The following is a 22,940-nucleotide window of genomic DNA, read 5'->3' on the forward strand; positions in this document are numbered from 1 at the left end:
TAATACTCAATTAAATCATGAAAAATTCAAACACTCAAAAGAGAAAGCTTTCCAAAAGCGAATTAAAAGAAATTAACGGTGGAGCGCTTCCTCCAAGATGCCTTCGCGGGTTCTGTACACATCCTGACTCAGGAGAAATGGTTCCAGGTCTGGTGGGAAAAGATGGATTCTGCTGCTAATCAAAAAACTTCAAGAAAAATCAAATCAAAACTAAAAATTACCATGAAAAAATCAAACATTCAAAAGAGAAAATTGACAAAAAACGAATTGAAAGAGATTAAAGGAAGCGGAAGATTATGCTTTGATGGATTCTGCCGCATGGGAGAATTTGAAGAATGGCAGCTTGGTGCTGGTGACAAAAATGGATTTTGCTGCTAATCAATTAAAAATCTAATAATCAAATTACTATGAAAAAATCAAATATTCAGAAAAGAAAGCTTACCAAAAACGAATTGAAAGAAATTAACGGAGGTAACGGGCCTGTTGTATGCCCGGAAGGTCTTTGTGACAGGGGTGACGGCGAGTTTGTAATAGGACCGGTAGGAAGAGACGGATATTGCTGTTAATTTCAAAAAAAGCTCAGTTAGATAAATAAGGATTGAGGAAGCCCCTCAATCTTTTTTTTATAAAATAGATTTCGTGAAAAAAAGTTAACAATTTGACTCACAATATTTTGCAAATATTAAAATAACTTGTAAATTAGCTTTTACCAAATTAAAATTATTATGAAAAATTCAAAAAATCAAAAAAGAAAGCTTAGTAAAAATGAGCTTAAAGAAATCAGCGGAGGAGCTAACAGACCCATCTGCCCTAGAGTAATAAGCTGCACAGATCCTCACACCGGAGAAGAGCGCTCAGGAGTGCCTGGCATGCAGGATGGATTTTGCTGTTAACCAAGTTATACAAGATAAACTTGGAAAATATGAAAAATTCAAACCTCAACACAAGAAAACTCGCCAAAGCCGAGCTTAAAGAAATCAACGGAGGTATAGCAGCCTGCGCAGAAGGTTTATGCAAGCTAAGAGGAGTAAGCCACTTCCTTATTATCGGCCCAAGGGGTAAAGACGGCTATTGCTGCTAATCAAGCTTTTTAACATTATTAAAAAAAATGATTGGATTAACCTCCAATCATTTTTTTTATTGCATTCAGCTTCATCAAAGCTTCAATAGGTGTCAATGTATTAATATCTATTTTCGTCAGCTCCTCACGGATATTTTCCAGAACAGGATCATCCAGCTGGAAGAAAGAGAGCTGCATATTTTCCTCCGTCACTCTTTTGATACTCTCAGAAGTACCTTCACTTCCCTGCGTTCTGCTCGCTTCAAGGGTTTTAAGAATTTCATTGGCCCTGTTCACCACTTTGGCAGGCATTCCCGCCAGTTTTGCTACATGAATACCGAAACTGTGTTCACTTCCACCAGGAACCAGCTTTCTCAGGAAAATGATGTTTCCTTTGTTTTCCTGAATAGAAACGTGGAAGTTTTTTACCCTTTCAAAATTGACAGTCATTTCATTCAGTTCATGATAATGCGTGGCAAACAACGTCTTGGATTGTGTTGGATGCTGATGAAGGTATTCTGCAATTGCCCATGCAATAGAAACCCCGTCATAAGTGGAAGTTCCACGACCAATCTCATCCAGCAGAATAAGGCTTCGCTCTGAAATATTGTTCAAAATATTAGCTGCTTCGTTCATTTCTACCATGAAAGTGGATTCTCCTGCCGAGATATTGTCTGTAGCACCTACCCTTGTAAAGATCTTATCCAGCATTCCTATTTCAGCATGTTTTGCAGGAACAAAACTTCCTATCTGAGCCAAAAGACAAACAATAGCAGTCTGGCGCAGAATGGCAGATTTACCGGCCATGTTCGGTCCTGTCACCATAATGATCTGCTGGGAATCTTTATCCAGGAAGATATCATTCGGAATATACTTTTCACCCAGTGGAAGTGCATTCTCAATGATTGGGTGTCTGGCTTCTTTTAAATCGATAGCATAACCGTCATTTAAAACAGGTTTTGTATAGCTCTCAGAAACAGCCAGTTCAGATAATCCAGCAGCTACATCAAGCTGAGCAATGATATTGGAGTTTCCCTGGATCTGGTCAATATAAACCATCGTTTCTGAACATACATTTCTGTACAGCGAAGTTTCCAGAACTCCTATTTTTTCTTCAGCACCAAGGATCTGGCTTTCGTATTCCTTTAATTCTTCGGTTATATATCTTTCAGCATTCACCAAGGTCTGCTTTCTTACCCAATCATCAGGAACTTTATCTTTATGGGTATTCCGGACTTCAATATAGTATCCGAAAACATTATTAAAATCAATTTTAAGGCTTGTAATACCTGTTCTTTCAATCTCTCTCTGGCACATTTCGTCCAGGAATCCACGTCCTTTATTCTGTAGATTTCTCAATCTGTCCAGTTCTTCAGAAACACCTTCTTTAATGATATTTCCTTTGGCAATACTTACCGGAAGTTCTTCATTAAGATGATTCTGAAGGAATTTAATCAGTTCTTCAAGATCAAACAAAGGTTCCAGCCAAGCCAGCACATCCGCATGAGGATGCAATAAAGATTTGATTTTGTGAATATTAATTAAACTTTGACGAAGATATCCCAGTTCTTTAGGTGAAATTTTCTCTGCAGCAAGTTTTCCCATTAATCGGTCAAGATCAGAAATCGATTTCAGAAGCTGGCAGATCTTATATTTCAGTTGATCATTTTCGTTTAAGAAATCAATCAGAGAAAGTCTTCTCATAATTTCATCCACTGATTTTAAGGGAAGAATGATTCTTCTTCTCAAAAGCCTTCCTCCCATTGGAGTAGAAGTTTTATCAATAATATCCAGCAGAGATTTTCCCTGTGGATTGCTTGGATAAACAATTTCAAGGTTTCTCAGGGTAAAATTATCCATCATCAGATAATCTTCCTGTGGAATGATCTGAAGCTTTGTAATATGGGCCAGCAGATTATGATGGGTATCTTCCACCAGATATGCAAAAATAGCTCCTGCTGCAGTAATGGCCAGCGGAAGGTTTTCTACACCAAATCCTTTTAAGGAATTGGTTTTGAAGTGATTCGTTAATTTTTCATAAGCAAAATTATATTGGAAAGCCCAGTCTTCCAGTTTAAAGGCACTTCTATTCTTTATCTGCTCCGGGATCTGTACACTTCTCTGATAAATAATCTCGCTGGGATCAAAAGTATTGACAATGTGCAACAGCTTTTCCAGATTCCCTTCACTTACCAGGAACTCACCGGTAGAGATGTCCACTAAAGCGATTCCATATTTCTCTTTTTCTTTGTGTAATGAAAGCAGGAAATTGTTCTTTTTTGAATTTAAAACCTGATCATTGAAGGTAACTCCCGGTGTAACCAACTCAGTCACACCACGTTTTACAATTCCCTTCACCATTTTAGGATCTTCCAGTTGATCACAGATGGCCACTCTCATTCCTGCTCTTACCAGTTTCGGAAGATAAGAATCTATTGAATGGTGCGGAAATCCTGCCAGCTCCACACTTCCTTCCCCGTTGTTTCTTTTGGTAAGAACAATGCCAAGAATCTGGGATGTTTTCACAGCATCCTGCCCAAAAGTTTCATAAAAGTCCCCTACTCTGAAAAGTAATAGCGCATCCGGATATTTACCCTTGATGGTATTGTACTGCGTCATTAATGGGGTTTCCTTCTTCGATTTTGCCATAGTAAAAAATGAGCCCCAAATTTAGAAAAATAAATTCAGGGTAAGAGAATTGTTTAGGGGTTAATCTTCCATACTTTTCTTTATCAGTAATTAATCGTACTTTTCACCCATCAAATCACATTATTTATGGAATTTCCTGTCTTAGAGACTGAAAGGCTTATTTTACGTCAGCTTACTTTTAATGATACCCAAGATCTGTTCGAATATTTTTCGCTGGACGAAGTTATGGAATATTATGATCTGGAAACCTTCAAAACAGAAGAGGACTCCCGACGCATTATTCAGCACTTTAACAATGAATTTGAAAAAGGGAAAGGATTCCGATGGGCACTGGAACTTAAATCTGAAAAGAAAGTTATTGGCACCTGTGGCTACCACAACTGGTACAGGGAGCATTTCAGGGCTGAAATCGGCTATGAGCTCAATCCAAAATTCTGGCAGCAGTCTTATATGAAAGAAGCCATTCTTCCCATCCTGACTTATGGATTTGAAACCATGAGACTGCACCGCGTAGATGCATTCATTGATCCTTCCAATATCTCTTCTGAAAGGCTTTTATCTTCTTTAAATTTCAGCAAAGAAGGAACGTTGAAAGATTATTTTTTTGAAAAAGGAAAATTCGTAGACGCAACAATCTTTGGTCTTATCAATAAATAAAATCCAAAATTTAACGCTAAGAGGCAAAAAAAATTGATATTGATTCCTTTAATTTTCGTTCGCAAAGGCATTTCATTTGAGCAACCGAAAGCTTTCTTCGCTGGGTGAAACGCCTTTGCGAACCCTTATCAGCAAATAAAAGTTTGCGTTCCCTGCGTTAAAATAATCTAAAGTAAATGCCTATTGTCCGGACTTCATGTGTTTTTCCAATGCTTCGGAACTTTTCTTATAGGCCCATTTCTGTTTATAATTCACCCATTTTGCTTTGAATAATTTTCTCATAAGCTTATCCGTATATCTCATAATGAAAACATGATACAGCATATTGGCAAATACATTCGGCTTATTCGGAAGCGCTCTCAATGAAAGTGAAAAACCTGGCTCCAGATATCTGTTGAAGTGCCAGAAAGCTCCCGGAATAAAAAGGGCATCACCATGTTCCATAAAGATTTCATAGCCTTTCGCATATTTCAGTGCCGGAAACTTTACGTAATCCGGATTTTCATAATCTACCTCATATATTGTATGAACAGATAAAGGAACTTTATATAAAAATGGGGACTGCTTCTGATCAAACAAAAGAATTCTTTTCTTTCCTTCAAAATGGATATGCATAAAATCACCCAAATCCACATCATAATGCATTAAAACATGGGCTTCACTTCCCCCAAAGAATAATGTTGGTAATCTCTTAAAAAATTTCATTCCCAGGTCCGGATAGGTGAAGTTTTTCAACAGCTCAGGAAGCCTGTCTGTTATGATATAGAAAAAGATACGCAGATCTGAAGGTTTACTTTTTATGGTATCTATATACTCCTTCATTTTCATCTGAGCCACTGGAGCATCAGAGCTTTTAGCAGCATCTGCAGGCTTATTATCATACAGCGGAACTTCCTGATCTCCTGCTTTTTCCCGGATGTAAGCCAGATTCCATTTGTCGAAAGCATCCCATCTTCTGGCAAAATTCTTGATTAAAAGAGGTTTTTGCTTCTTAAAATAATTTTTCTGAAAATCTTCTTTACTGATATCATTTACAATATCTACGTTTTCGAGGATCATGTATTTTGTATTTAATGCGAAATAAAAATAGTGTTTTTTTGAAACCTGAGAAAATTAAGATTAAAAGAGCTGGAAGCTGGAAGTGGGATGCTGGAAGTTAAGATTTGTTCTGCAAACATCTATATATCATTCTATAATTTTTTTTATAAAAGCTTATACCTCTTCCAGCTTCAGACTTCCTTACTTTATTAGCAGAGCTCAGATGAAAAATTTATATTTGTGGTAACAAGTGAATTTATGAGAGTCTACAATACCAAACATTTCCTTAAAATCCTTTTCAGTTTACATAAAAGTGATACGCTGAAGATCCTTTTTCCAAGCATGGTTCTTATAGGATTGTATTCCTGGGGAATTCAGTATCTGGAAGTGGAATATCTGCATCTTACCTCAAAATCAGGAATCAGTAATGTGGGAATGATTCACTCTCTGCTGGGTTTTGTGCTTTCACTTTTACTGGTTTTCAGAACCAACACAGCTTATGACAGGTGGTGGGAAGGCAGAAAGCTTTGGGGAAAACTGGTTAATGACACCAGAAATTTTGCTGTAAAAATTAATACTATACTTGGGGATAACCGTCAGGATGCTGAACAGATTGCGAGATATTTAAAATATTTCCCGCACTTTTTAGCCAAACATCTTTCCAAAGAATCTACAAGACTGGCTTTGGATGAAGATTATTCTGAAATAGAAAGTTCATTAAAAAATCATGGCCCAAGTGAAATAGTTATCCTGCTGACTCACAAATTGAACGTATTAAAAAAAGAAGGTAAAATTTCAGAAATTGAAATGCTGTATTTAGACACACAGCTTTCAGGGTTTCTGGATGTGTGCGGAGGCTGTGAGAGAATCAAAAACACTCCGATCCCTTATTCTTACTCTTCTTTCATCAAAAAATTTATTATCCTGTACGTTTTTGCACTGCCCATTGCGTATGTGATCACTATTGGTCTTTTCATGATTCCGCTTACCGTTTTCGTCTATTATGTTTTAATGAGCCTTGAGCTGATTGCGGAAGAAATTGAAGATCCTTTCAACAATGATGAAAATGATATTCCTATGGAAACATTAGCGCAGAATATTGAAAAAAATGTGCATCAGATTATGATCAGAAAATAAAAAATCAAGCTTTTAAAGCTTGATTTCTTTGAGTTCGCCGTCCTGTTTTATCTCTACAAACTTGCTTTCCCTGTTGGCTGCAGAATATCCGTAGAAAAACGTACTGTATATTGGTGTTGAATACAGGTAAGCTCCATACCCGTTATAAGCATCTGAAGTTCCTGTCTGCTGCTGATAACTTGCCGTCGCTGTAAAATTGACGATCGTTTCAAGATAGTACTTCCCGGGTTTCAGTTTTTCGAATTTAAATCTGCCATGATCATCCGTTAAAGCTTCCACTCTGTATTTAAAAGCTTCTTCAGACATATACACTGTTGTCTTTTTATTTTCATACTTTCTTCTCATGTCATAAAATTCCTCGAAATAAGGCGTTACAGGAAAAAGCATGATCACAGTTCCTTTGGGTGCATAATGTTTTTCTCCAAGCAATGGCTTGATCCCCCAATTGTTTTTTTGTTTGGTGGAAGCAACGCCTTCAATGGTAGAATTTCCGAATCCCAGCATGTCTCTGGCCAATTTTTTATCAAAAAAAGCTTGAGGATAATACGTATTTTGTGCCTCAAGACAGATAAATCCCCATATCAATATGAATAAGGTGAATATTTTTTTCATAGTATATTTTTGAGTCAAATATAAGTATTTTACTATTTTTGAAGTAAAAATAGCTATGAAGTACATGTTTTTATTGTTTTTTTCCACTTCTGTCATGATTCTGGCACAGAAACCATGTGGATATAAAAACGGATTACAGGAGGGATCCTGCAAAGAATTCTATGATAACGGGCAGGTAAAAAATACAGTAGAATGGGAAAAAGGGAAACTGGACGGAGATGCTGTTTTTTATTACGATAACGGAAAAATACAGTCTAAAGGAGAATATAAAAAGGGATTCAAAGTAAAAGAATGGTCCTATTTCGATAAGAACGGAGTACTTACTTCCAAGGAAGCTTTCAGAAACGGAGAAAAGAATGTTTATGATAACAGCCTTACCGCTACTTTTTATTCTCCAGCCGGCAAAATAACTGAAATTTCGAATTATAAATTCAATAAATTACAGGGAGAAAGCAAAACCTTCCATGAAGACGGAAAATCCGTGAAAGACATCGGCCAGTATGACAACGGCCTTGCGACCGGAAAATGGAAAGTGTTTTATCCTTCAGGAAAATTACAACGTGAAACAGAGTTTGCCAACGACAAGAGAAATGGCAACAGGGTTCATTACCGTGAAGACGGAAGCATAGAAAAAACAGAGGTCTATAAAGACGGAAAATTAATCTCAACAAAATAATACAATTGGTACAGAAACTAAAACTGGAAGAACTTAACAGAATAGATGTAGAAACATTTAAGAAGGTTGAAAAAATTCCGGTGGTCATCATTTTAGATAATATCAGAAGTATGCACAATGTAGGTGCAGCCTTCAGAACGGCAGATGCCTTTTTAATTGAAAAAATAATTCTTTGCGGGATCACGCCGCAGCCACCCCACCGTGAGATTCATAAAGCGGCATTGGGAGCAACAGAAAGTGTAGACTGGTCTCATGAGACAGAAACCAATACAGCGATTTCTGATCTGAAAAGCAAAGGATATGAAATCATCGGAATTGAGCAGACTACCGGAAGCCAGCTTATTACTGATTTTACGATTGACAGGTCGAAAAAATATGCCTTGATTTTAGGAAACGAAGTGGAAGGAATCAGTGATGAAGCTCTCCCTAATATTGATGTATTTTTAGAAATTCCACAGCTTGGAACAAAGCATTCTCTGAATGTAAGTGTATGTGCCGGAATTGTAATGTGGGAATTTGCAAAAGCGTTAAAATAAAAAAACTGCATATGTCCTTAGTAGACAGTGCAGTTTGAAATAAATCTAATAAAAAGTAAAAATGAAAGGCGACAAAGGTACTTTTTTTTTCATTACAAACAAATTTTGATGGCATTTTTTTTGTTTCAGCTTAAAAAAAGTCGCGTTTTCAGAAAAAGTTTCATTTAATTTTTTATAAATTAGCACAATGTTTATCAAGGACTATATCTCAAAAGACTTTCCATGTTTTAGCTTGTCTGACTCTATAGAGTCGGCCAGAAATATGTTGGAAGATTTTGGATATTCCCATGTTTTTATCAAAAAATCCCACCATTTTTACGGAGCCCTTGCAATGGATTTTCTGTATGAAGAAGATGGCGGGACTTTGAAGGACCTTGAGCATCAGATTGAGCGGTTTGCTATTCTGGAGGACAGTAATATTATGGACAGTATCCGTCTGTTTTATACCTTCAGCAGCAATGTGATCCCGGTGATTAATAAAAATGAAAAATATCTGGGGTATATCACCTGTGAAGATGTTTTCCAGGACCTTTCCCGTTATCCTTTATTTTCAGAAACAGGTGCCATTCTTACGGTAGAAACTCCTGCCAGAAAATATTCTATGACGGAGATTACCAATATCGTAGAAAGTAACAACTCAAAATTTTATGGAGGATTTATAAGCTTTATGTCTGAAGAAGTGGTTCAAATCACCATAAAGATCAGCAATGAAAATCTGGCCTCGATAGACTCAACTTTTGACCGGTATGACTACAGAATTGTTGAAAAATACTATTCTGATGAGAAATCCGATCTGTTTAAAGACCGATTTGGGTTTTTACAAAAATTCATAGAAATATAACATGAAGGCAGCCATATATTCTCAGAAAAAAGATCTTGATACTTTTTTATATTTAAGCAAGTTTATCTCTGAACTTGAAGCCAGAGATGTAAAATCTGTTCTGTACGATGAAATGGCTGAAGCACTTCAGTTCTCAAAAATTTTCGAAACCTTCAACTGTAAGCAGGATCTTCTGGATAAGGAAGTTGATCTGTTTTTCACTTTTGGTGGAGACGGAACGATTGTAAATTCTTTAACGTTCATTGAAGATCTTGAAATTCCTGTTGTAGGAGTGAATACCGGAAGACTTGGATTTTTAGCCTTTTTCACTAAAGAAGAAGCTTTTAAAGAACTGGATTCCATTTTAAAAGGAGATGTAAAAACAAGCCGCCGATCGGTCATTGAAGTTGTTTCTCCCAATCTGGAGGGATCTTTCCCTTATGCCCTGAACGACGTTACGGTTTCCAGAAAAGAAACCACCTCAATGATTACAGTAGATTCTTATATTAATAATGAGTTTTTGAATGTATTCTGGGGTGACGGTGTTATCATATCAACTCCTACAGGTTCTACCGCTTACTCTTTGAGCTGTGGCGGGCCCATCATTTCTCCAAACAACGAAAATTTCGTCATCACTCCCATTGCACCTCACAATCTGAATGTGAGACCATTGGTGGTCAATGACAAAGTAGAAATAAAATTCAGGGTGGAAAGCCGTGTTCCTCAATATTCACTTTCTCTGGACTCCCGACTGATCCATATAGAAACCGATAAGGAAATTATCATCAAAAAAGCAGCATTCCAGCTTCTTCTGGTACAGCCCAACAGTTTGAGTTTCTATGAGACGATCCGTCAGAAGCTACTTTGGGGAAGAGATAAAAGAAATTAGTAATTTCTTAAAAATGATTACCTTTACACGAAATTAAAAACACCTAATAAATTTATAACAAAAAGTAAAACATGAGCAGAATTTTTCCGGCAGGAGTTGCCACAGGTCAGTTAGTTACTGATATCTTTCAGTATGCTAAAGAAAACAAGTTTGCATTACCTGCAGTAAACGTAATTGGATCAAGCAATGTAAACGCTGTGATGGAAACTGCAGCGAAGTTGAACTCTCCTGTAATTATTCAGTTTTCAAATGGTGGAGCTGCATTCAACGCAGGGAAAGGATTAAACAATGACGGACAAAAGGCTGCCATCTTAGGATCTATCGCTGGCGCAAAACATATCCACACTCTTGCTGAAGCTTACGGAGCAACAGTAATTCTACACACAGACCACTGTGCAAAGAAATTACTTCCTTGGATTGATGGATTAATGGATGCTAACGAAGATTTCTTCAAGCAGACAGGAAAATCTCTTTACTCTTCTCACATGTTAGACCTTTCTGAAGAGTCTTTAGAAGAAAATCTTGAGATCTCAGCTCAGTATTTCGAAAGAATGGCTAAGCTTCAGATGACTCTTGAAGTAGAAATCGGGGTTACAGGAGGTGAAGAAGACGGTGTTGACAATTCAGACGTTGATAACTCTAAATTATATACTCAGCCTGAAGATATAGCTTACACGTATGAAAAACTAAAAGCTATTTCTGATAACTTTACCATTGCTGCTGCTTTCGGTAATGTACACGGAGTTTACAAGCCAGGAAACGTAGTTCTTACACCAAAAATCCTTGACAATTCTCAGAAATATGTTCAGGAGAAATTCGGAACAGCTGCTAAACCTATCAACTTTGTATTCCATGGAGGTTCAGGATCTACTTTAGAAGAGATCAGAGAAGCTATCGACTACGGAGTAATCAAAATGAATATCGATACTGACCTTCAGTTTGCATATACAGAAGGCGTTAGAGATTATATGGTAAATAATATTGATTATTTAAGAGCTCAAATCGGAAACCCTGAAGGAGAAGAAAAACCTAACAAGAAATTCTATGACCCAAGAGTTTGGGTAAGAAAAGGTGAAGAAACATTCTCTACAAGATTGGTGAAAGCATTTGAAGATTTAAATAACGTAAATACTTTAAAATAAGAACTGTACATTTGTACCGATGTAAAAAGTATTCATAAGAAATACATTTACATTGGTACATTTTACATTTATACATTAATACAAGCAAAAATGGCATTCGACTGGTTTAAAAGAAAAGCAAAAAACATTACCACTTCTACTGATGAAAAAAAGGACGTTCCCAAAGGACTTTGGCATCAGACTCCATCCGGAAAAGTTGTGGAACATGATGAACTAAAGAGAAATAACTATGTTTCTCCTGAAGACGGATTTCATGTAAGAATAGGAAGTGCCGAATTTTTTGACATCCTTTTTGACGGTGGTAAATTTACCGAACTGGATGCCAATGTTGAAAGTATTGATATCTTAAACTTCAAAGATACAAAGCCTTACAAAGACCGTTTGAAAGAGGTAAAAGCAAAGACCAAGCTTACTGATTCTATCAGAAATGCTGTAGGAACTGTAAAGGGAACTGAAATGGTAGTTTCTTGTATGGATTTTGCTTTCATTGGTGGATCTTTGGGTTCTGTAATGGGAGAAAAGATCAGAAGAGCAATAGACTACTGTATTAAGCACAAACTTCCTTACATGATTATCTGTCAGTCCGGAGGAGCGAGAATGCAGGAAGCCACTTATTCTTTGATGCAGCTGGCAAAAGTTCAGGCTAAATTGGCTCAGCTTTCTGAAGCAGGACTTTTATACATCGCTTATCTTTGTGACCCTACATTCGGAGGAATTACTGCTTCTTTCGCAATGACCGCTGATATCATCATGGCAGAGCCGGGAGCATTGATCGGTTTCGCAGGACCAAGAGTAATCCGTGAAACAATCGGTAGAGACTTACCGGAAGGATTCCAGACATCAGAATTCTTACAGGAAAAAGGATTTGTAGATTTCATCGTAAAAAGAACTGAAATTCAGGATACTGTTGCAAAAACAGTAAATTTATTAGCTGTAAAAGCATAGTATCTGTAACAAAAACAATACAATCTCTCTCTAATTAGGGAGAGATTTTTATTTATGAGGACTTTTAAGATATTTTTCAATACCATCAGAAGTATGAGTTTTAAAAAGATTATCCGTCTTTTATCACTTATCCTTCCCCATCCTCTTTTTGCCCTGCTGAGCTTTCATGCCACGGTAAAGGCGTTTACCATAGCTCAGAAAAAATTTCCTAAGACAGCCTCCACAAATGGAATTGGAAATGCATTCAGGCACGCTCTCTGGTGCTGTTTCATTATGATGTACTGCTGTAAAATTTCTTCCCCTAAAAAGGCGCTTGATTTCTGCAAAAGAATCACAGACATGCATGAAGAACTTTTCCCGAATGAGCCTTTGGAAACCAAAATGGATCTCCATAACAACAAAATCGGAATGGATTATTTCATGGAACTTTTACCCGGAATCCACCGCCAGTTTTTTGAAAAAAGCTTTTTTGTAGAAGCCCTGGTCAAAAAAATGGATGATGCAAAGGTTCTGAAAAATCTTGATGATGATTTTGAAGGGCATCTTGTTTATCTGGAAGAGTAAATAATTCAGTTTATTTTAAACGCTAAGGATCGCAAGGAAAATATAAAAACTTTGCACATACTTTTTGTTCGCAAGGGCATTTCAATATTTCCTGATTGTCGTTATTTGCTTAGTGTTAACGCCTTCGCGAACAAAAAATCATATTTATCTTCATTAGAAACTTGCGAACATTGCGTCAAAATAATTTGAAATCAGTAAACCATCATTAGTTCTCTCATTCCAGAATAACAAAAGACTTTAGTTATTTTTGTGGTTTAAAGTATTTTTGATAAGTTTAAACAATTAAATCAATCAGATGGTTCTCAGCAGAATTTGGTCGGCTTTCATTATCATTGCCATTGCCATTGCCAGTATAAAATATGTTTCGTCAGGTCACTACAAAACCATTTTCAATGATATGGTAGTGGGAAAAGGAGGTGATACGGTGAAGATTGCATCCCAGCCGATGAACAGCCTTTCCCCAGTTGTAAGAGACAGCCTGATGAAAAAGAATGATTTTGCAGACAGCAGAATTCATTATAAAACAGATTCTTTAAAACAAAATGTAAACGTTTACCGTGTTCAGGAAGCTGATGGAGTGATTGGAACTTCAGAAACTGCGGTGAAGATCTGTCTTGGTCTTATCGGGATTATGACGTTGTTTATGGGATTCATGAGTATTGCAGAAAAAGCCGGGGGTATCAATCTTCTAAGCCGTCTGATACAGCCTTTTTTCTCAAAACTATTTCCTGATATTCCTAAAAACCATCCCGCATTCGGGCATATGCTGATGAATTTCAGTGCCAACCTTCTGGGACTGGATAATGCAGCGACTCCTTTTGGACTAAAAGCGATGGAAAGCCTTCAGGCTTTAAATCCAAATAAAGACACGGCCAGTAATTCACAGATTATGTTCCTGTGTCTTCATGCCGGAGGAATGACTTTAATTCCCGTATCCATTATTGCCATCAGAGCATCAATGGGCTCCAAAACCCCTACAGACATTTTCCTGCCCTGTATGATTGCTACTTTCGCGGCTACTTTGGCGGCAATGATTATTGTTTCTTTATATCAGAAAATCAATCTTCTCCGTCCCGTAGTAATCGCTTATGTAGGGGGAATTTCAGCCATTATCGCTTTATTGGTTCTGTACCTTGTACAATTGAGTAAAGACCAATTGGATGATTTCAGTAAAGTATTAAGCAATGGTTTAATCCTTTTCATATTCCTTGCTATTGTGCTTGGAGCCGTTTATAAGAAGATCAACGTTTTTGATGCCTTTATTGAAGGTGCAAAAGAAGGATTCACAACCTGTGTCAAGATTATTCCTTACCTGGTTGGGATGCTGATTGCCATTTCCCTGTTACGAACTTCCGGAGTTTTTGATGTGATCATTGACGGAATGAAATGGGTTGCGAATGTCGCGAATATGGATCCAAGATTCGTGGACGGGCTTCCGACAGCTTTAATCAAGCCTTTATCCGGTTCAGGAGCCAGAGGAATGATGGTGGATACGATGAGTACTTTCGGGGCTGATAGTTTCCAAGGGAAATTGGCAGCCGTACTTCAGGGAAGCTCAGATACGACGTTTTATGTGATTGCAGTCTACTTTGGCGCCGTAGCCGTTAAGAATACGAGATATACTGTAATTGCCATGCTTCTGGCCGATTTGGTGGGCGTTATTACAGCAATTGCATTGGCGTATTTATTCTTTGCTTAATAAAAAAGTTGCTGGTTGATGGTTTCTAGTTTTTTAACCGTGAAAAAATATATTAATGAGCTACGAAAAACTTGACATTTATAATATTGCTTTTGAATTATTTATTGAAACACATAAATTATCGCTCAAACTACCCAACTATGAATTATATGAATTGGGTAGCCAATTGAGGCGATCTGCCGATTCCGTTGTTACGAACATTGCAGAAGGTTATGGAAGAAACCATTACAAAGGTGATTTTATCAGATTCCTTACTTACTCTCAGGCAAGTTGTGACGAAACAGTTTGTCACTTGTCAAAAATCAACCGTCTCTATCCGGATTTAAGCTCAGACTTTAAAGAAAAATCAGAACAATACAAACTCTTAGGAGGAAAAATCAATAACTTTATAAAATACGTCCAATTAAGCTGGCGAACCTAATCCAAACCAGCAACTAGCAACAAAATATACTATTATGATTACCGATAAAGAATTCACCCTAAGACTCATCCGCCAATTAACCCAGGCACTGGAAAAACTAATTCTGGACAAACCTGAAGAAAGTTTAATGCAGAAAGAACTGGATTTTGATACTTTGATGAGAGACATTTTCAAGATGAGCTTCACAGAAGTTTCTTCTAAAACGAAGGAAGAAATGATTGCCCTTGTCAATGAAAGACAGGAAAGGGATCACAAAGATTATTATGAAATGCTGGGAAACCTTTTCTATTTCAATAGCAGACATGATCAGAATAAAGATTTTCAGGATAAAGCAAAGACATTTTACGAGCTGTATCTTCAGACCAGCGGTATTTTTGCCCTTCCGATTATTAACAGAATCAATGAATTAAAAAAAGCACTTGAATAAAGTGCTTTTGTATTTTTAGAATGTAATTTTATAAGTTCCGGTGGAAGAAGTATTGGCTTTCTCTGCTTTTACATATTTCTTTACCCAGGCCACTGATGTAGATGACACGCAAGGATCTGAAACACCTCCTGCCCTTCTTGCAGACACCACATTTCCTGCTTTATCTACAGTATAGGCGATGGTAATTGATCCACTTGCAGTACAGCTGTGAGAAGGTTGTGCTCCTCCCCTTCCCATTGTCCCGGGAATATATCCTACCAGCTTTCTGTCTATTCCTACTTTGCTGTCTCCGTTTCCGTCACCTCCTAAAGGATCTCCTGCATTTCCTATACCCTCACCTGTTCCCTGGCTTCCGGCTTTTGTTCCTCTTCCTTTGATCAGGTTTCCAATAGCGGCATTTCCTTTTCCATCTCCATTTCCTGTTTTTGAATTGGCTGTTGCAGCGCCGGATTTTTTAGTATTCTTAGAAGCGCTGGTGCTTGTTGCTTCCTTTTTTTCAGCTTTTTTTGATTCCTCTTTTTTAGGAACTGTTGCTTTTGAATTATTTCCTGTAATGACTTTCTCCTTTGCCTCTACTTTCTTCGGTTCAGGTGCCGGTTCTGGTTTTACAATAGTTTTTGTTTCCGGAACAGGTGTTTCTGCTGGTTCAGGTGTTACTTCTTCTGTAGCTGCTGCAAGACTTCCCGGCTGTTCAGCAGGTTCTTCAATCCCTTTCCCGTTTCTGTTATCCCCGAAGTTGACCAACATGGTAGTAACCACTTCAGGATCTTTATCCAACTCAGGTTTTAGTTTATACAAAAAAACAAAAAGCAAAATAGCAGCCCAGATAAGAACAGAAAGCAGGGCGCTCTTTATTCTATCTTTGTTTTCTTCGTTTCTGTTTGCTGTATAGCTTCTCATCTTAACAAGTAATTCTTTCCGGAAATCCGGATTTGTTATTTATCTTTAACGGTCGCAATTGCAATGTTAAACTTATGTTTTTCAGCAATTTCCATTACAAAAACAACATCTTTATGCAATGTGTTTTCGTCAGCTCTGATTGTGAACGATTGATTGGTCTGACCAGCCAGTTTATCTACAATACTTTTCTCCAGTTCCCCTTTATTAACAGGATTGTCATCTATAAAGAATGAGCCGTCCGGCTTAATGCTTACTGTGACAGGATTAGGAATATTATCGTCAACAGCTCCGGCTTTCGGCAGATTCACATCAATAGCACTTTGATTGGCTGCAGAAGATGTGATCATAAAGAAAATCAGCATCAACAGGATAACGTCTGTCATCGCTGCTAAACTGAATTCCGGGTTTGCTTTATTTCTTCTCTGAATTTTCATCTTAAGAAAGATTTATAAAGGTTTGTTGATAAGGTCTAAAAATTCGCCTGACATATTCTGAGCCTTCAGTACAAACTTATCAATCCTTGTCAATAAAATATTGTAACAGAAGTTAGCAGGAATAGCTACTGCCAGACCTACAGCGGTCTGTCCTAATGCGGTATAAATACCTTCTGAAAGTGTTTTCGGAGAGAAAGATCCAGTGGCATGGGATAAATTAAAGAAAGCGATAATCATCCCTATTACTGTACCCAAAAGTCCTAACATCGGTGCAATACTCGGTACTACAGCCAAAAGGTTCAGATTTTTCTCCATATTGGCAACCTCTACCTGAGCCTGCGCTTCCATAGCACTTACGATATCAGAAACAGGACGTCCCAATCTTGAGATTCCTTTTTCTAAAATTCTTCCTTCGGGAGAATTCTGTGTTTTGCAATAATCTGTTGCAGCCTCTATTTTTCCAGCTTTGATAAAGTCTTCAATATTGTTCATAAAGTTGGAATCCGTTTTTGAAGTCAGCCTTTTGATAAAGAAAAATCTTTCAAAAAACAGATACAGAGAAAATATACCTAACAGCAATACCGTGACCATCACTATTTTAGCGAAAGCTCCTCCGTGGAACATGATTTTCCAGAATGAGAACTCTAAGTTGTCTGCAGCAACTGCAGGTGTAGCGATTTGTGCAAATAAAATCTGAGAAAGTTCCGTTAACAGCATTAAATGTGAATTTTATTAAATTTTCAACGACAAATGTAATAGAATATTATGAATTGAACTCTTAAAAATTGCTTAAAAACAACTTAAAATTTGTTACAATTCTATCAATAGCAAATTTCTCTCCAAAAATAATTTGAAAAGAAATCCGGTATAAAAAAGGATGAAGACGATCGTTAATCTTCGTCTACCTCAATATCATCCTGCTTAAATTCGCATTTTAATCTAAAAGGAATCGGTGTATCAGATCCGGTATAGAAATCATCAATGGTCCCCTTCCAGATGACCTGAAGCTCTCCTTCCTCATTTTTTTCGAAAAGAAGCTCATTGTCATAGATATAGGCATCTTCGTCGTCGAAAAGGTCTACTTCTGTGTAGGTTTCTTCATCAGAGTCATTGATTGTGATAGTTTTTCCTTCTATTTCCGCTGATTCTATAGGAAAATCAAAAACTTCAAGTGAAAGCTGCGGAAAGTTGTACTGTAGTGAATCATCGTCTACGTGATCCAAACTGTCATCCGTAATAACTTCAACCTCTAAAAAATGTTGTTGGTTACTGTAAACCGCCTTACAATAAGTATTTCTGATATTGTATTTTAGCGTCTCCTCCGGATGGTAAATTTTTAAAATCCCTTTCATTATTTCTTAAAAAAGAGCTGTAATAATATGATTGTTAAACGTTTTAGACAAAGATAAAAAATTGATTCAATGTTGAAAGGATTTTAAAAATAATTTTTTAAAATCAACTCCTACCATAAGTCTGAATATCCCAATAATACTTACTTTTGTTTTCATAAAGATTCTGAAAATGAAAAACATTTTATCAAAAGGTATTCTTGGATTAGGATTGATAATCGGTCTTGCCTCGTGCAAAAAAACGGATTCTCCCCTTACGAAAGTGACTCCCAGCAACCTGGATTCCATTGCTTCCAACTATTATGAGCAATATCTTAAGCTATACCCTTTAGATGCTACCTCTCAGGGAGATACGAGATACAATGACCAGCTTCCCATCAATATTGATAAGGATTTTATTTCAGGAGAAGTGGCTTTTTATAATTCTGTACAGAAACAGCTGGAACATGTAGATTACAAAAACCTTTCTGATGAAGATAAGGTGGTATATGATGTACTGGATTATTCTTTAAAAGATAAAATTGAGGCCTATGCCTATCATCCGGAATATATTCCTTTCACACAATTCGGGGGTCTTCCGCTTACTTTTCCGCTGTATGGGAGCGGACAGGGCAGCCAGCCTTTCAAAACCGAAAAGGATTACAGCGACTGGCTGAAAAGGATGGAAAAATTCCCGGAATGGATGGATGCCGCAGCAGACAACTTCCGTGAGGGAATCAACAATAAGGTAGTACTACCTAAAAAACTGGTTATCAAAATGATTCCTCAGATGAAAGCTGAGGAAATCACAACCTCTGATATGGAAAAGAATATTTTCTACGGACCGATTAAAAACTTCCCGAAAAGTTTCACTCAGGATCGGAAAGATAAATTTTCAGCACTTTATAAGGAAGCAATTACGAAAAAAATTATTCCTGCCTATACTAAAATGGGCGTGTTTTTAGAAAAAGATTATCTTCCTAAAGCCAGAGATACAGACGGATACAACAGTCTTCCCAATGGAAATGAAATTTACAGCTATTACGTAAAAACCTGGACAACAACTAAGAAATCTCCTGATGAAATCAATAAAATTGGTCAGCAGCAGGTAGCTATGCTTCGTGCAGAAATGGAAAAAGTAAAGAAACAGGTAGGTTTTTCCGGAAGTCTGGAAGAATTTATCACTTTTGTGAAGACAGATCCAAAGGCAATGCCTTATAAGACTTCTAAGGAGGTTTTAAATGCCTTCAACGGTATTCTGACGAAGATTACTCCGAAACTGAAAACAATGTTTAATGTAACTCCAAAAACAAAGTTTGAAATCAGGCAGACGGAAAAATTCAGAGAGGCAAGCGCCAGTGCAGAATATATTCCGGGAACTCCTGACGGGAAGAGAGCGGGTATATTTTATGTTCCTCTTCCTGACCCTACAAAATTCAATGTTACTTCAGGAATGGAGTCTCTTTTCCTTCATGAAGCGATTCCAGGGCATCATTACCAGGTTTCTTTACAACAGGAAAATACTAAGCTTCCAAAGTTCATGAGATTCGGATGGTTTGGAGCGTATGGCGAAGGATGGGCCCATTATTGTGAAACACTAGGTCCTGAATTTGGTTTGTATACAGATCCTTACCAGAAAATGGGATATCTGAGCGATCAGATGCTGAGAGCGGTACGACTTGTAGTGGATACAGGACTTCATACCGGAAAAATGTCAAGAGAAGAAGCCATTAAATATTTCTTAAGTAATATTTCTTACGATGAAGGATCTGCCACTGCAGAAGTTGAAAGATATATGGCGATGCCGGGACAGGCTTTAGGCTACAAAATAGGTTCTTTAAGAATCCGTGAACTGAGAGAAAAGTACCAGAAAGAACTTGGAAACAAATTCAATCTGGCAAGCTTCCATGATGAAGTATTAAGCCAGGGATGTCTTCCTTTAGACGTTCTGAATAGAAAAATGGAGCTTTGGGCTCAAAAACAAAAATAAACTTACATTAATAAAAGGGGACATTGAAAAAAGTCCCCTTTTTATTTACTCTTCTAAATAAACAAAATTGATATGATCACAGAAAGCCTTAAATCTCTCTACAGCAGAGATTTGAACAAATTAAGAACAGAGATAGAAGCCTATCAAAATGAAGAAAATCTATGGAAAATTGATAAAAACATAGCCAATTCTGCGGGTAACCTGGTTCTTCATTTGGTTGGAAACCTCAACCATTTTATAGGAACGCATCTTGGAAACACAGGATATGTAAGACAACGTGACCTGGAGTTTTCCTTAAAAGATGTTCCAAAAGCCGAACTTATTGAAAAAATTGAAGCCACTGCAGCCATGATAGACTCTGTGCTGCCACAATTATCAGAAGACGATATAAAAAAAGAATATCCGCTGGTAGTTTTTGAAAATAAAATGTCCACAGATTACTTTCTGATTCACCTGATTGCACACCTGGATTATCATTTGGGGCAGATCAATTACCACAGAAGGTTGTTGGATTATTAAATACACTTCCTTTATCTCACATGATGTTTTTTAAACCATGTCAAGGTTCTGAACCTTGACATGGTTTATTAAAATAAACGCAGCGATAACAAAGTAATTGCTGCATTTTATTTTTTAACCCTTCGCGAGTTTAGCGTTAAATCAGAACAGGTTATTTCTCAAACATCATTTTCGTAATAAAATCCTTCTCTCCTTTTCCCCTTGCGGGAGAATATTCTCTTCCATAGAAAATGATCTGAAGATGAAGCTTATTCCATACTTCTTCAGGGAACAAACTTTTTGCATCACGCTCCGTTTCTACTACATTTTTTCCTGACGTAAGCTTCCACTGCGTCATCAGACGGTGAATGTGGGTATCCACAGGAAAAGCAGGAAATCCGAAACCCTGGCTCATTACTACTGAGGCTGTTTTGTGTCCTACACCCGGAAGAGCTTCCAATTCTTCATAAGTCTGGGGAACGACGCCATTATGTCTTTCCAACAGAAGTTCGGCCATTCTTTTCAGGTTTTTGGCTTTCGTATTGGATAATCCTATTTCTTTGATTAGTTCTTTGATTTCAAATTCTTCAAGCTTAGCCATTCTTTGCGGTGTTCCTGCTACCGCAAAAAGTTCGGGCGTAACCTGGTTTACTTTTTTATCTGTAGTTTGTGCAGAAAGCGCTACGGCAACCATCAATGTATACGGATCAGTGTGATCTAACGGAATAGGTGTGGTGGGATATAATTTATCCAGTTCTCGCTGAACGAGCTCAGCTCTTTGTTTTTTTGTCATGTAACCCTTAAATTTGAACAAAATTAAATCATTATGCTGAAAGTTGGAGATAAATTACCTGAATTTGAAGAACTCAATCAGGACGGAGAAACAGTAACCTCATCAAAATTAATTGGAAAAAAACTAGTGGTTTTCTTCTATCCGCAAGCCAATACACCAACCTGCACGGTGGAAGCCTGCAACCTGAGTGATAATTATACTAAGCTAAAAAAAGCAGGATTTCAATTATTGGGAATAAGCGGTGATTCTGTAAAAAAGCAGAAGAATTTCCACAGCAAGTTTGCTTTTCCTTATGATCTTATTGCGGATGAAAAACGTAATATCATTGAGAAATTCGGGGTATGGCAGGAGAAAAAAACATTTGGAAAAACCTACATGGGAATTGTAAGAACCACTTTTATCTTTGATGAAAATGGCATTTGTACAAGAGTGATTGAAAAAGTGACTTCAAAGACTGCTGCCGAGCAGATTCTGGAGGGATAACTTCTTTTTGAAACACAGATATAAAAAAGCTTTCACAAATAGTTATGAAAGCTTTTTTTATAATTCTTATTATTCTGTTTCGTAATAGTTTAATTCTTCAGTTTCTCCGGGAAGAGTGACATGTTTTTTAAACCTTAGTCCCAACTTTTCAATTAGCTTTTGGGAAGAAACATTATCTTTTGAAATGATCGCTGATATTTTTGATAACCCGAATTCATCCATTCCTATGGATTTGACCTTCTGAGCCGCTTCAAAAGCATATCCTTTACCTTCAAACTCTTCCAGCAGAGAATATCCGATATCCACAATATCCAGGCCTTCTCTTTCAAAGATTCCTACGGCACCCACTTTTTCATTTCCTTCCTTCGTCACTAAAAGATAGTTTCCGAATCCCAGCCTTTCAATCTGTGGAGCAAACCTGTTTAAGATATAATTTTCAGCATCTTCAATGCTATTAACATTGCGGTTACCGATATGTTGAATAAATTTCGGCCTGTTATAAAGCTCAAAAACAAAGTCTTTGTCTTCACGGGACATCGGACGAAGTATTAATCGTTCAGTCTCGTAGGTTTTATTTGCGCTTGGGTGTTTTTCTGGGCTCATCTTTCTTTGGTTCTTCTTTTTTTTCGATTTTTAAAAGTCTCGGGTTATTAGCACATTTTTTATTGTAAAGCTCAATATAGGTTCCATTGTCCTTCACATTACTTACAGCACCTGTTGATTTATTTACAGTCACCGTATAATGCGTTTTCTGGTAAGGACACTCCTTTGAGGTCAGTTTTCCAAGGTCCAGATAATAATTAGATTTGTCTTCATGATAATTACCCGCAAGGTCTTTGAATTCCTCATCCACCATATATCCTTCGGCAGCCAGCATTACAGCAGCTTCCTGCGCATTATCAATCCGGTCTATAAACTTCTTAAGCCCCTCAACATCGGTAACATAATTAACTTTTCCACCTTCTGAATAAGCAATATAATAAAAGCTGTCTTCATTAGGGAAAAGATTGAATCCGGAGAACTGCGGGGTATAATCCACCTTACCCGAAATTTTTATTTCTTCACCTTTTCCATAGCTGTTGTATACCAATATCCATGAATCTACCCTGTTGCTCGGGTTGATCTGCTGTAAAATATTCGGAATGCTTGAAAATTTTTTCTTCTCCTGAGAAAATCCTAAGACTCCCAAAAGTAAGAATGTAAGAATTGTAAATCGGGTTGCAGCTTTAATCATAATTTAAA

At 37.2% G+C, this 22,940-nt stretch carries 30 protein-coding genes; 20 read left to right on the forward strand and 10 right to left on the reverse strand.

The genetic code is table 11. From position 1 onward, the window contains the following. Window positions 1-17: 17 nt before the first annotated feature. From FN817_RS23085 to FN817_RS23095, 5 genes are all read left to right on the forward strand, one after another. A complete protein-coding gene (locus tag FN817_RS23085; RefSeq protein ID WP_167498824.1) occupies window positions 18-179 on the forward strand; it encodes a hypothetical protein in 162 nt (53 codons plus the stop codon). 43 nt (window positions 180-222) lie between these two features. Further along, window positions 223-378 carry a hypothetical protein gene (locus tag FN817_RS23090; RefSeq protein ID WP_167498825.1) on the forward strand — a complete coding sequence of 52 codons (156 nt, stop codon included), beginning with the start codon at window positions 223-225 and terminating at the stop codon, window positions 376-378. A 29-nt stretch (window positions 379-407) separates the two neighbouring features. After that, complete coding sequence (locus FN817_RS07645) at window positions 408-566, forward strand: bacteriocin (protein ID WP_142717420.1); 159 nt, start codon at window positions 408-410, stop codon at window positions 564-566. Window positions 567-725: 159 nt separating this feature from the next. Then, window positions 726-893, forward strand: coding sequence for a bacteriocin (locus tag FN817_RS07650; RefSeq protein ID WP_139348444.1), 168 nt, complete (start codon window positions 726-728; stop codon window positions 891-893). 29 nt (window positions 894-922) lie between these two features. Next, entirely contained in the window at window positions 923-1,081 is a 159-nt protein-coding gene (locus FN817_RS23095) for a hypothetical protein (RefSeq protein ID WP_167498826.1), read from the forward strand. Between the two features lie 36 nt (window positions 1,082-1,117). Here the strand turns inward: FN817_RS23095 and mutS are convergent, their stop codons facing one another. Next, a complete protein-coding gene (mutS, locus tag FN817_RS07655) occupies window positions 1,118-3,709 on the reverse strand; it encodes a DNA mismatch repair protein MutS (RefSeq protein WP_142717421.1) in 2,592 nt (863 codons plus the stop codon). A gap of 126 nt (window positions 3,710-3,835) precedes the next feature. Between mutS and FN817_RS07660 the strand changes: the two genes are divergently transcribed. Then, complete coding sequence (locus FN817_RS07660; RefSeq protein WP_142717422.1) at window positions 3,836-4,366, forward strand: GNAT family N-acetyltransferase; 531 nt, start codon at window positions 3,836-3,838, stop codon at window positions 4,364-4,366. Between the two features lie 180 nt (window positions 4,367-4,546). Here the strand turns inward: FN817_RS07660 and FN817_RS07665 are convergent, their stop codons facing one another. After that, complete coding sequence (locus tag FN817_RS07665; protein ID WP_142717423.1) at window positions 4,547-5,425, reverse strand: cupin-like domain-containing protein; 879 nt, start codon at window positions 5,423-5,425, stop codon at window positions 4,547-4,549. Window positions 5,426-5,644: 219 nt separating this feature from the next. On the opposite strand from FN817_RS07665, the gene FN817_RS07670 reads away from it, so the two are divergent. Then, entirely contained in the window at window positions 5,645-6,541 is an 897-nt protein-coding gene (locus FN817_RS07670) for a bestrophin family protein (protein ID WP_228451500.1), read from the forward strand. 12 nt (window positions 6,542-6,553) lie between these two features. Here FN817_RS07670 and FN817_RS07675 read toward each other — a convergent pair whose 3' ends face one another. After that, window positions 6,554-7,153, reverse strand: coding sequence for a hypothetical protein (locus tag FN817_RS07675; protein WP_228451501.1), 600 nt, complete (start codon window positions 7,151-7,153; stop codon window positions 6,554-6,556). 64 nt (window positions 7,154-7,217) lie between these two features. On the opposite strand from FN817_RS07675, the gene FN817_RS07680 reads away from it, so the two are divergent. The 10 genes from FN817_RS07680 (at window position 7,218) to FN817_RS07725 (ending at window position 15,272) form a co-directional block, all read left to right on the forward strand. Then, entirely contained in the window at window positions 7,218-7,829 is a 612-nt protein-coding gene (locus FN817_RS07680; protein WP_228451502.1) for a toxin-antitoxin system YwqK family antitoxin, read from the forward strand. Window positions 7,830-7,834: 5 nt separating this feature from the next. After that, window positions 7,835-8,365, forward strand: coding sequence for an RNA methyltransferase (locus FN817_RS07685; RefSeq protein WP_142717424.1), 531 nt, complete (start codon window positions 7,835-7,837; stop codon window positions 8,363-8,365). Between the two features lie 187 nt (window positions 8,366-8,552). After that, a complete protein-coding gene (locus FN817_RS07690) occupies window positions 8,553-9,206 on the forward strand; it encodes a CBS domain-containing protein (protein WP_047375984.1) in 654 nt (217 codons plus the stop codon). A gap of 1 nt (window position 9,207) precedes the next feature. Continuing rightward, window positions 9,208-10,074 (forward strand): NAD kinase, encoded by an 867-nt coding sequence (locus FN817_RS07695; protein WP_047422088.1) that lies wholly within the window; start codon window positions 9,208-9,210, stop codon window positions 10,072-10,074. 71 nt (window positions 10,075-10,145) lie between these two features. Then, window positions 10,146-11,216, forward strand: a complete 1,071-nt coding sequence (gene fbaA, locus FN817_RS07700) for a class II fructose-bisphosphate aldolase (protein WP_047422087.1) — start codon at window positions 10,146-10,148, stop codon at window positions 11,214-11,216. A 90-nt stretch (window positions 11,217-11,306) separates the two neighbouring features. Beyond that, the gene (gene accD / locus FN817_RS07705; RefSeq protein ID WP_047380112.1) at window positions 11,307-12,161 is read left to right on the forward strand and encodes an acetyl-CoA carboxylase, carboxyltransferase subunit beta; all 855 of its coding nucleotides are present in this window, start codon (window positions 11,307-11,309) and stop codon (window positions 12,159-12,161) included. A gap of 54 nt (window positions 12,162-12,215) precedes the next feature. After that, complete coding sequence (locus tag FN817_RS07710; protein ID WP_142717425.1) at window positions 12,216-12,725, forward strand: DUF6973 domain-containing protein; 510 nt, start codon at window positions 12,216-12,218, stop codon at window positions 12,723-12,725. A gap of 295 nt (window positions 12,726-13,020) precedes the next feature. Continuing rightward, complete coding sequence (locus FN817_RS07715; RefSeq protein ID WP_142717426.1) at window positions 13,021-14,424, forward strand: nucleoside recognition domain-containing protein; 1,404 nt, start codon at window positions 13,021-13,023, stop codon at window positions 14,422-14,424. 55 nt (window positions 14,425-14,479) lie between these two features. Next, a complete protein-coding gene (locus FN817_RS07720) occupies window positions 14,480-14,845 on the forward strand; it encodes a four helix bundle protein (protein ID WP_142717427.1) in 366 nt (121 codons plus the stop codon). A 34-nt stretch (window positions 14,846-14,879) separates the two neighbouring features. Beyond that, on the forward strand, window positions 14,880-15,272 hold the full coding sequence (locus FN817_RS07725) for a hypothetical protein (RefSeq protein WP_142717428.1): 393 nt from the start codon (window positions 14,880-14,882) through the stop codon (window positions 15,270-15,272). Window positions 15,273-15,287: 15 nt separating this feature from the next. On the opposite strand, the gene FN817_RS07730 is transcribed toward FN817_RS07725, so the two are convergent. The 4 genes from FN817_RS07730 to FN817_RS07745 all read right to left on the reverse strand — a co-directional run bounded on the left by FN817_RS07730 (window position 15,288) and on the right by FN817_RS07745 (window position 17,958). Further along, complete coding sequence (locus tag FN817_RS07730) at window positions 15,288-16,172, reverse strand: hypothetical protein (RefSeq protein ID WP_047422083.1); 885 nt, start codon at window positions 16,170-16,172, stop codon at window positions 15,288-15,290. Between the two features lie 35 nt (window positions 16,173-16,207). Next, entirely contained in the window at window positions 16,208-16,606 is a 399-nt protein-coding gene (locus FN817_RS07735; RefSeq protein WP_142717429.1) for an ExbD/TolR family protein, read from the reverse strand. A gap of 12 nt (window positions 16,607-16,618) precedes the next feature. Then, window positions 16,619-17,323: a MotA/TolQ/ExbB proton channel family protein gene (locus tag FN817_RS07740; RefSeq protein ID WP_047422081.1), complete on the reverse strand. Its 705-nt coding sequence runs from the start codon at window positions 17,321-17,323 to the stop codon at window positions 16,619-16,621. A 173-nt stretch (window positions 17,324-17,496) separates the two neighbouring features. Next, entirely contained in the window at window positions 17,497-17,958 is a 462-nt protein-coding gene (locus FN817_RS07745; RefSeq protein ID WP_142717430.1) for a hypothetical protein, read from the reverse strand. A gap of 169 nt (window positions 17,959-18,127) precedes the next feature. On the opposite strand from FN817_RS07745, the gene FN817_RS07750 reads away from it, so the two are divergent. Together FN817_RS07750 and FN817_RS07755 are read left to right on the forward strand one after the other, a co-directional pair. Then, the gene (locus tag FN817_RS07750; RefSeq protein WP_142717431.1) at window positions 18,128-19,924 is read left to right on the forward strand and encodes a DUF885 domain-containing protein; all 1,797 of its coding nucleotides are present in this window, start codon (window positions 18,128-18,130) and stop codon (window positions 19,922-19,924) included. A gap of 72 nt (window positions 19,925-19,996) precedes the next feature. Beyond that, window positions 19,997-20,443, forward strand: a complete 447-nt coding sequence (locus FN817_RS07755; protein ID WP_142717432.1) for a DinB family protein — start codon at window positions 19,997-19,999, stop codon at window positions 20,441-20,443. A gap of 151 nt (window positions 20,444-20,594) precedes the next feature. Here FN817_RS07755 and FN817_RS07760 read toward each other — a convergent pair whose 3' ends face one another. Then, window positions 20,595-21,215: an endonuclease III domain-containing protein gene (locus FN817_RS07760; RefSeq protein WP_142717433.1), complete on the reverse strand. Its 621-nt coding sequence runs from the start codon at window positions 21,213-21,215 to the stop codon at window positions 20,595-20,597. A gap of 33 nt (window positions 21,216-21,248) precedes the next feature. On the opposite strand from FN817_RS07760, the gene bcp reads away from it, so the two are divergent. Next, the gene (gene bcp, locus FN817_RS07765) at window positions 21,249-21,698 is read left to right on the forward strand and encodes a thioredoxin-dependent thiol peroxidase (protein ID WP_142717434.1); all 450 of its coding nucleotides are present in this window, start codon (window positions 21,249-21,251) and stop codon (window positions 21,696-21,698) included. A gap of 69 nt (window positions 21,699-21,767) precedes the next feature. On the opposite strand, the gene FN817_RS07770 is transcribed toward bcp, so the two are convergent. After that, on the reverse strand, window positions 21,768-22,301 hold the full coding sequence (locus FN817_RS07770) for a GNAT family N-acetyltransferase (RefSeq protein WP_142717435.1): 534 nt from the start codon (window positions 22,299-22,301) through the stop codon (window positions 21,768-21,770). Continuing rightward, a complete protein-coding gene (locus FN817_RS07775; RefSeq protein ID WP_047422075.1) occupies window positions 22,270-22,932 on the reverse strand; it encodes a hypothetical protein in 663 nt (220 codons plus the stop codon). The genes FN817_RS07770 and FN817_RS07775 overlap by 32 nt, the downstream gene beginning before the upstream one ends. Window positions 22,933-22,940 lie beyond the last annotated feature (8 nt).

This window comes from Chryseobacterium rhizoplanae, from assembly GCF_900182655.1.
GTDB classification, from domain to species: Bacteria; Bacteroidota; Bacteroidia; order Flavobacteriales; family Weeksellaceae; genus Chryseobacterium; species Chryseobacterium rhizoplanae.

Excerpts from the sequence above, each read along its gene's own strand:
- FN817_RS23085 (WP_167498824.1), top strand. The coding sequence starts at position 18 with ATGAAAAATTCAAACACTCAAAAGAGAAAGCTTTCCAAAAGCGAATTA.
- FN817_RS23090 (WP_167498825.1), top strand. The coding sequence starts at position 223 with ATGAAAAAATCAAACATTCAAAAGAGAAAATTGACAAAAAACGAATTG.
- FN817_RS07645 (WP_142717420.1), top strand. The coding sequence starts at position 408 with ATGAAAAAATCAAATATTCAGAAAAGAAAGCTTACCAAAAACGAATTG.
- FN817_RS07650 (WP_139348444.1), top strand. The coding sequence starts at position 726 with ATGAAAAATTCAAAAAATCAAAAAAGAAAGCTTAGTAAAAATGAGCTT.
- FN817_RS23095 (WP_167498826.1), top strand. The coding sequence starts at position 923 with ATGAAAAATTCAAACCTCAACACAAGAAAACTCGCCAAAGCCGAGCTT.
- mutS (WP_142717421.1), bottom strand. The coding sequence starts at position 3,709 with ATGGCAAAATCGAAGAAGGAAACCCCATTAATGACGCAGTACAATACC.
- FN817_RS07660 (WP_142717422.1), top strand. The coding sequence starts at position 3,836 with ATGGAATTTCCTGTCTTAGAGACTGAAAGGCTTATTTTACGTCAGCTT.
- FN817_RS07665 (WP_142717423.1), bottom strand. The coding sequence starts at position 5,425 with ATGATCCTCGAAAACGTAGATATTGTAAATGATATCAGTAAAGAAGAT.
- FN817_RS07675 (WP_228451501.1), bottom strand. The coding sequence starts at position 7,153 with ATGAAAAAAATATTCACCTTATTCATATTGATATGGGGATTTATCTGT.
- FN817_RS07680 (WP_228451502.1), top strand. The coding sequence starts at position 7,218 with ATGTTTTTATTGTTTTTTTCCACTTCTGTCATGATTCTGGCACAGAAA.
- FN817_RS07690 (WP_047375984.1), top strand. The coding sequence starts at position 8,553 with ATGTTTATCAAGGACTATATCTCAAAAGACTTTCCATGTTTTAGCTTG.
- FN817_RS07695 (WP_047422088.1), top strand. The coding sequence starts at position 9,208 with ATGAAGGCAGCCATATATTCTCAGAAAAAAGATCTTGATACTTTTTTA.
- fbaA (WP_047422087.1), top strand. The coding sequence starts at position 10,146 with ATGAGCAGAATTTTTCCGGCAGGAGTTGCCACAGGTCAGTTAGTTACT.
- accD (WP_047380112.1), top strand. The coding sequence starts at position 11,307 with ATGGCATTCGACTGGTTTAAAAGAAAAGCAAAAAACATTACCACTTCT.
- FN817_RS07710 (WP_142717425.1), top strand. The coding sequence starts at position 12,216 with ATGAGGACTTTTAAGATATTTTTCAATACCATCAGAAGTATGAGTTTT.
- FN817_RS07715 (WP_142717426.1), top strand. The coding sequence starts at position 13,021 with ATGGTTCTCAGCAGAATTTGGTCGGCTTTCATTATCATTGCCATTGCC.
- FN817_RS07720 (WP_142717427.1), top strand. The coding sequence starts at position 14,480 with ATGAGCTACGAAAAACTTGACATTTATAATATTGCTTTTGAATTATTT.
- FN817_RS07725 (WP_142717428.1), top strand. The coding sequence starts at position 14,880 with ATGATTACCGATAAAGAATTCACCCTAAGACTCATCCGCCAATTAACC.
- FN817_RS07730 (WP_047422083.1), bottom strand. The coding sequence starts at position 16,172 with ATGAGAAGCTATACAGCAAACAGAAACGAAGAAAACAAAGATAGAATA.
- FN817_RS07735 (WP_142717429.1), bottom strand. The coding sequence starts at position 16,606 with ATGAAAATTCAGAGAAGAAATAAAGCAAACCCGGAATTCAGTTTAGCA.
- FN817_RS07740 (WP_047422081.1), bottom strand. The coding sequence starts at position 17,323 with ATGCTGTTAACGGAACTTTCTCAGATTTTATTTGCACAAATCGCTACA.
- FN817_RS07745 (WP_142717430.1), bottom strand. The coding sequence starts at position 17,958 with ATGAAAGGGATTTTAAAAATTTACCATCCGGAGGAGACGCTAAAATAC.
- FN817_RS07750 (WP_142717431.1), top strand. The coding sequence starts at position 18,128 with ATGAAAAACATTTTATCAAAAGGTATTCTTGGATTAGGATTGATAATC.
- FN817_RS07755 (WP_142717432.1), top strand. The coding sequence starts at position 19,997 with ATGATCACAGAAAGCCTTAAATCTCTCTACAGCAGAGATTTGAACAAA.
- FN817_RS07760 (WP_142717433.1), bottom strand. The coding sequence starts at position 21,215 with ATGACAAAAAAACAAAGAGCTGAGCTCGTTCAGCGAGAACTGGATAAA.
- bcp (WP_142717434.1), top strand. The coding sequence starts at position 21,249 with ATGCTGAAAGTTGGAGATAAATTACCTGAATTTGAAGAACTCAATCAG.
- FN817_RS07770 (WP_142717435.1), bottom strand. The coding sequence starts at position 22,301 with ATGAGCCCAGAAAAACACCCAAGCGCAAATAAAACCTACGAGACTGAA.
- FN817_RS07775 (WP_047422075.1), bottom strand. The coding sequence starts at position 22,932 with ATGATTAAAGCTGCAACCCGATTTACAATTCTTACATTCTTACTTTTG.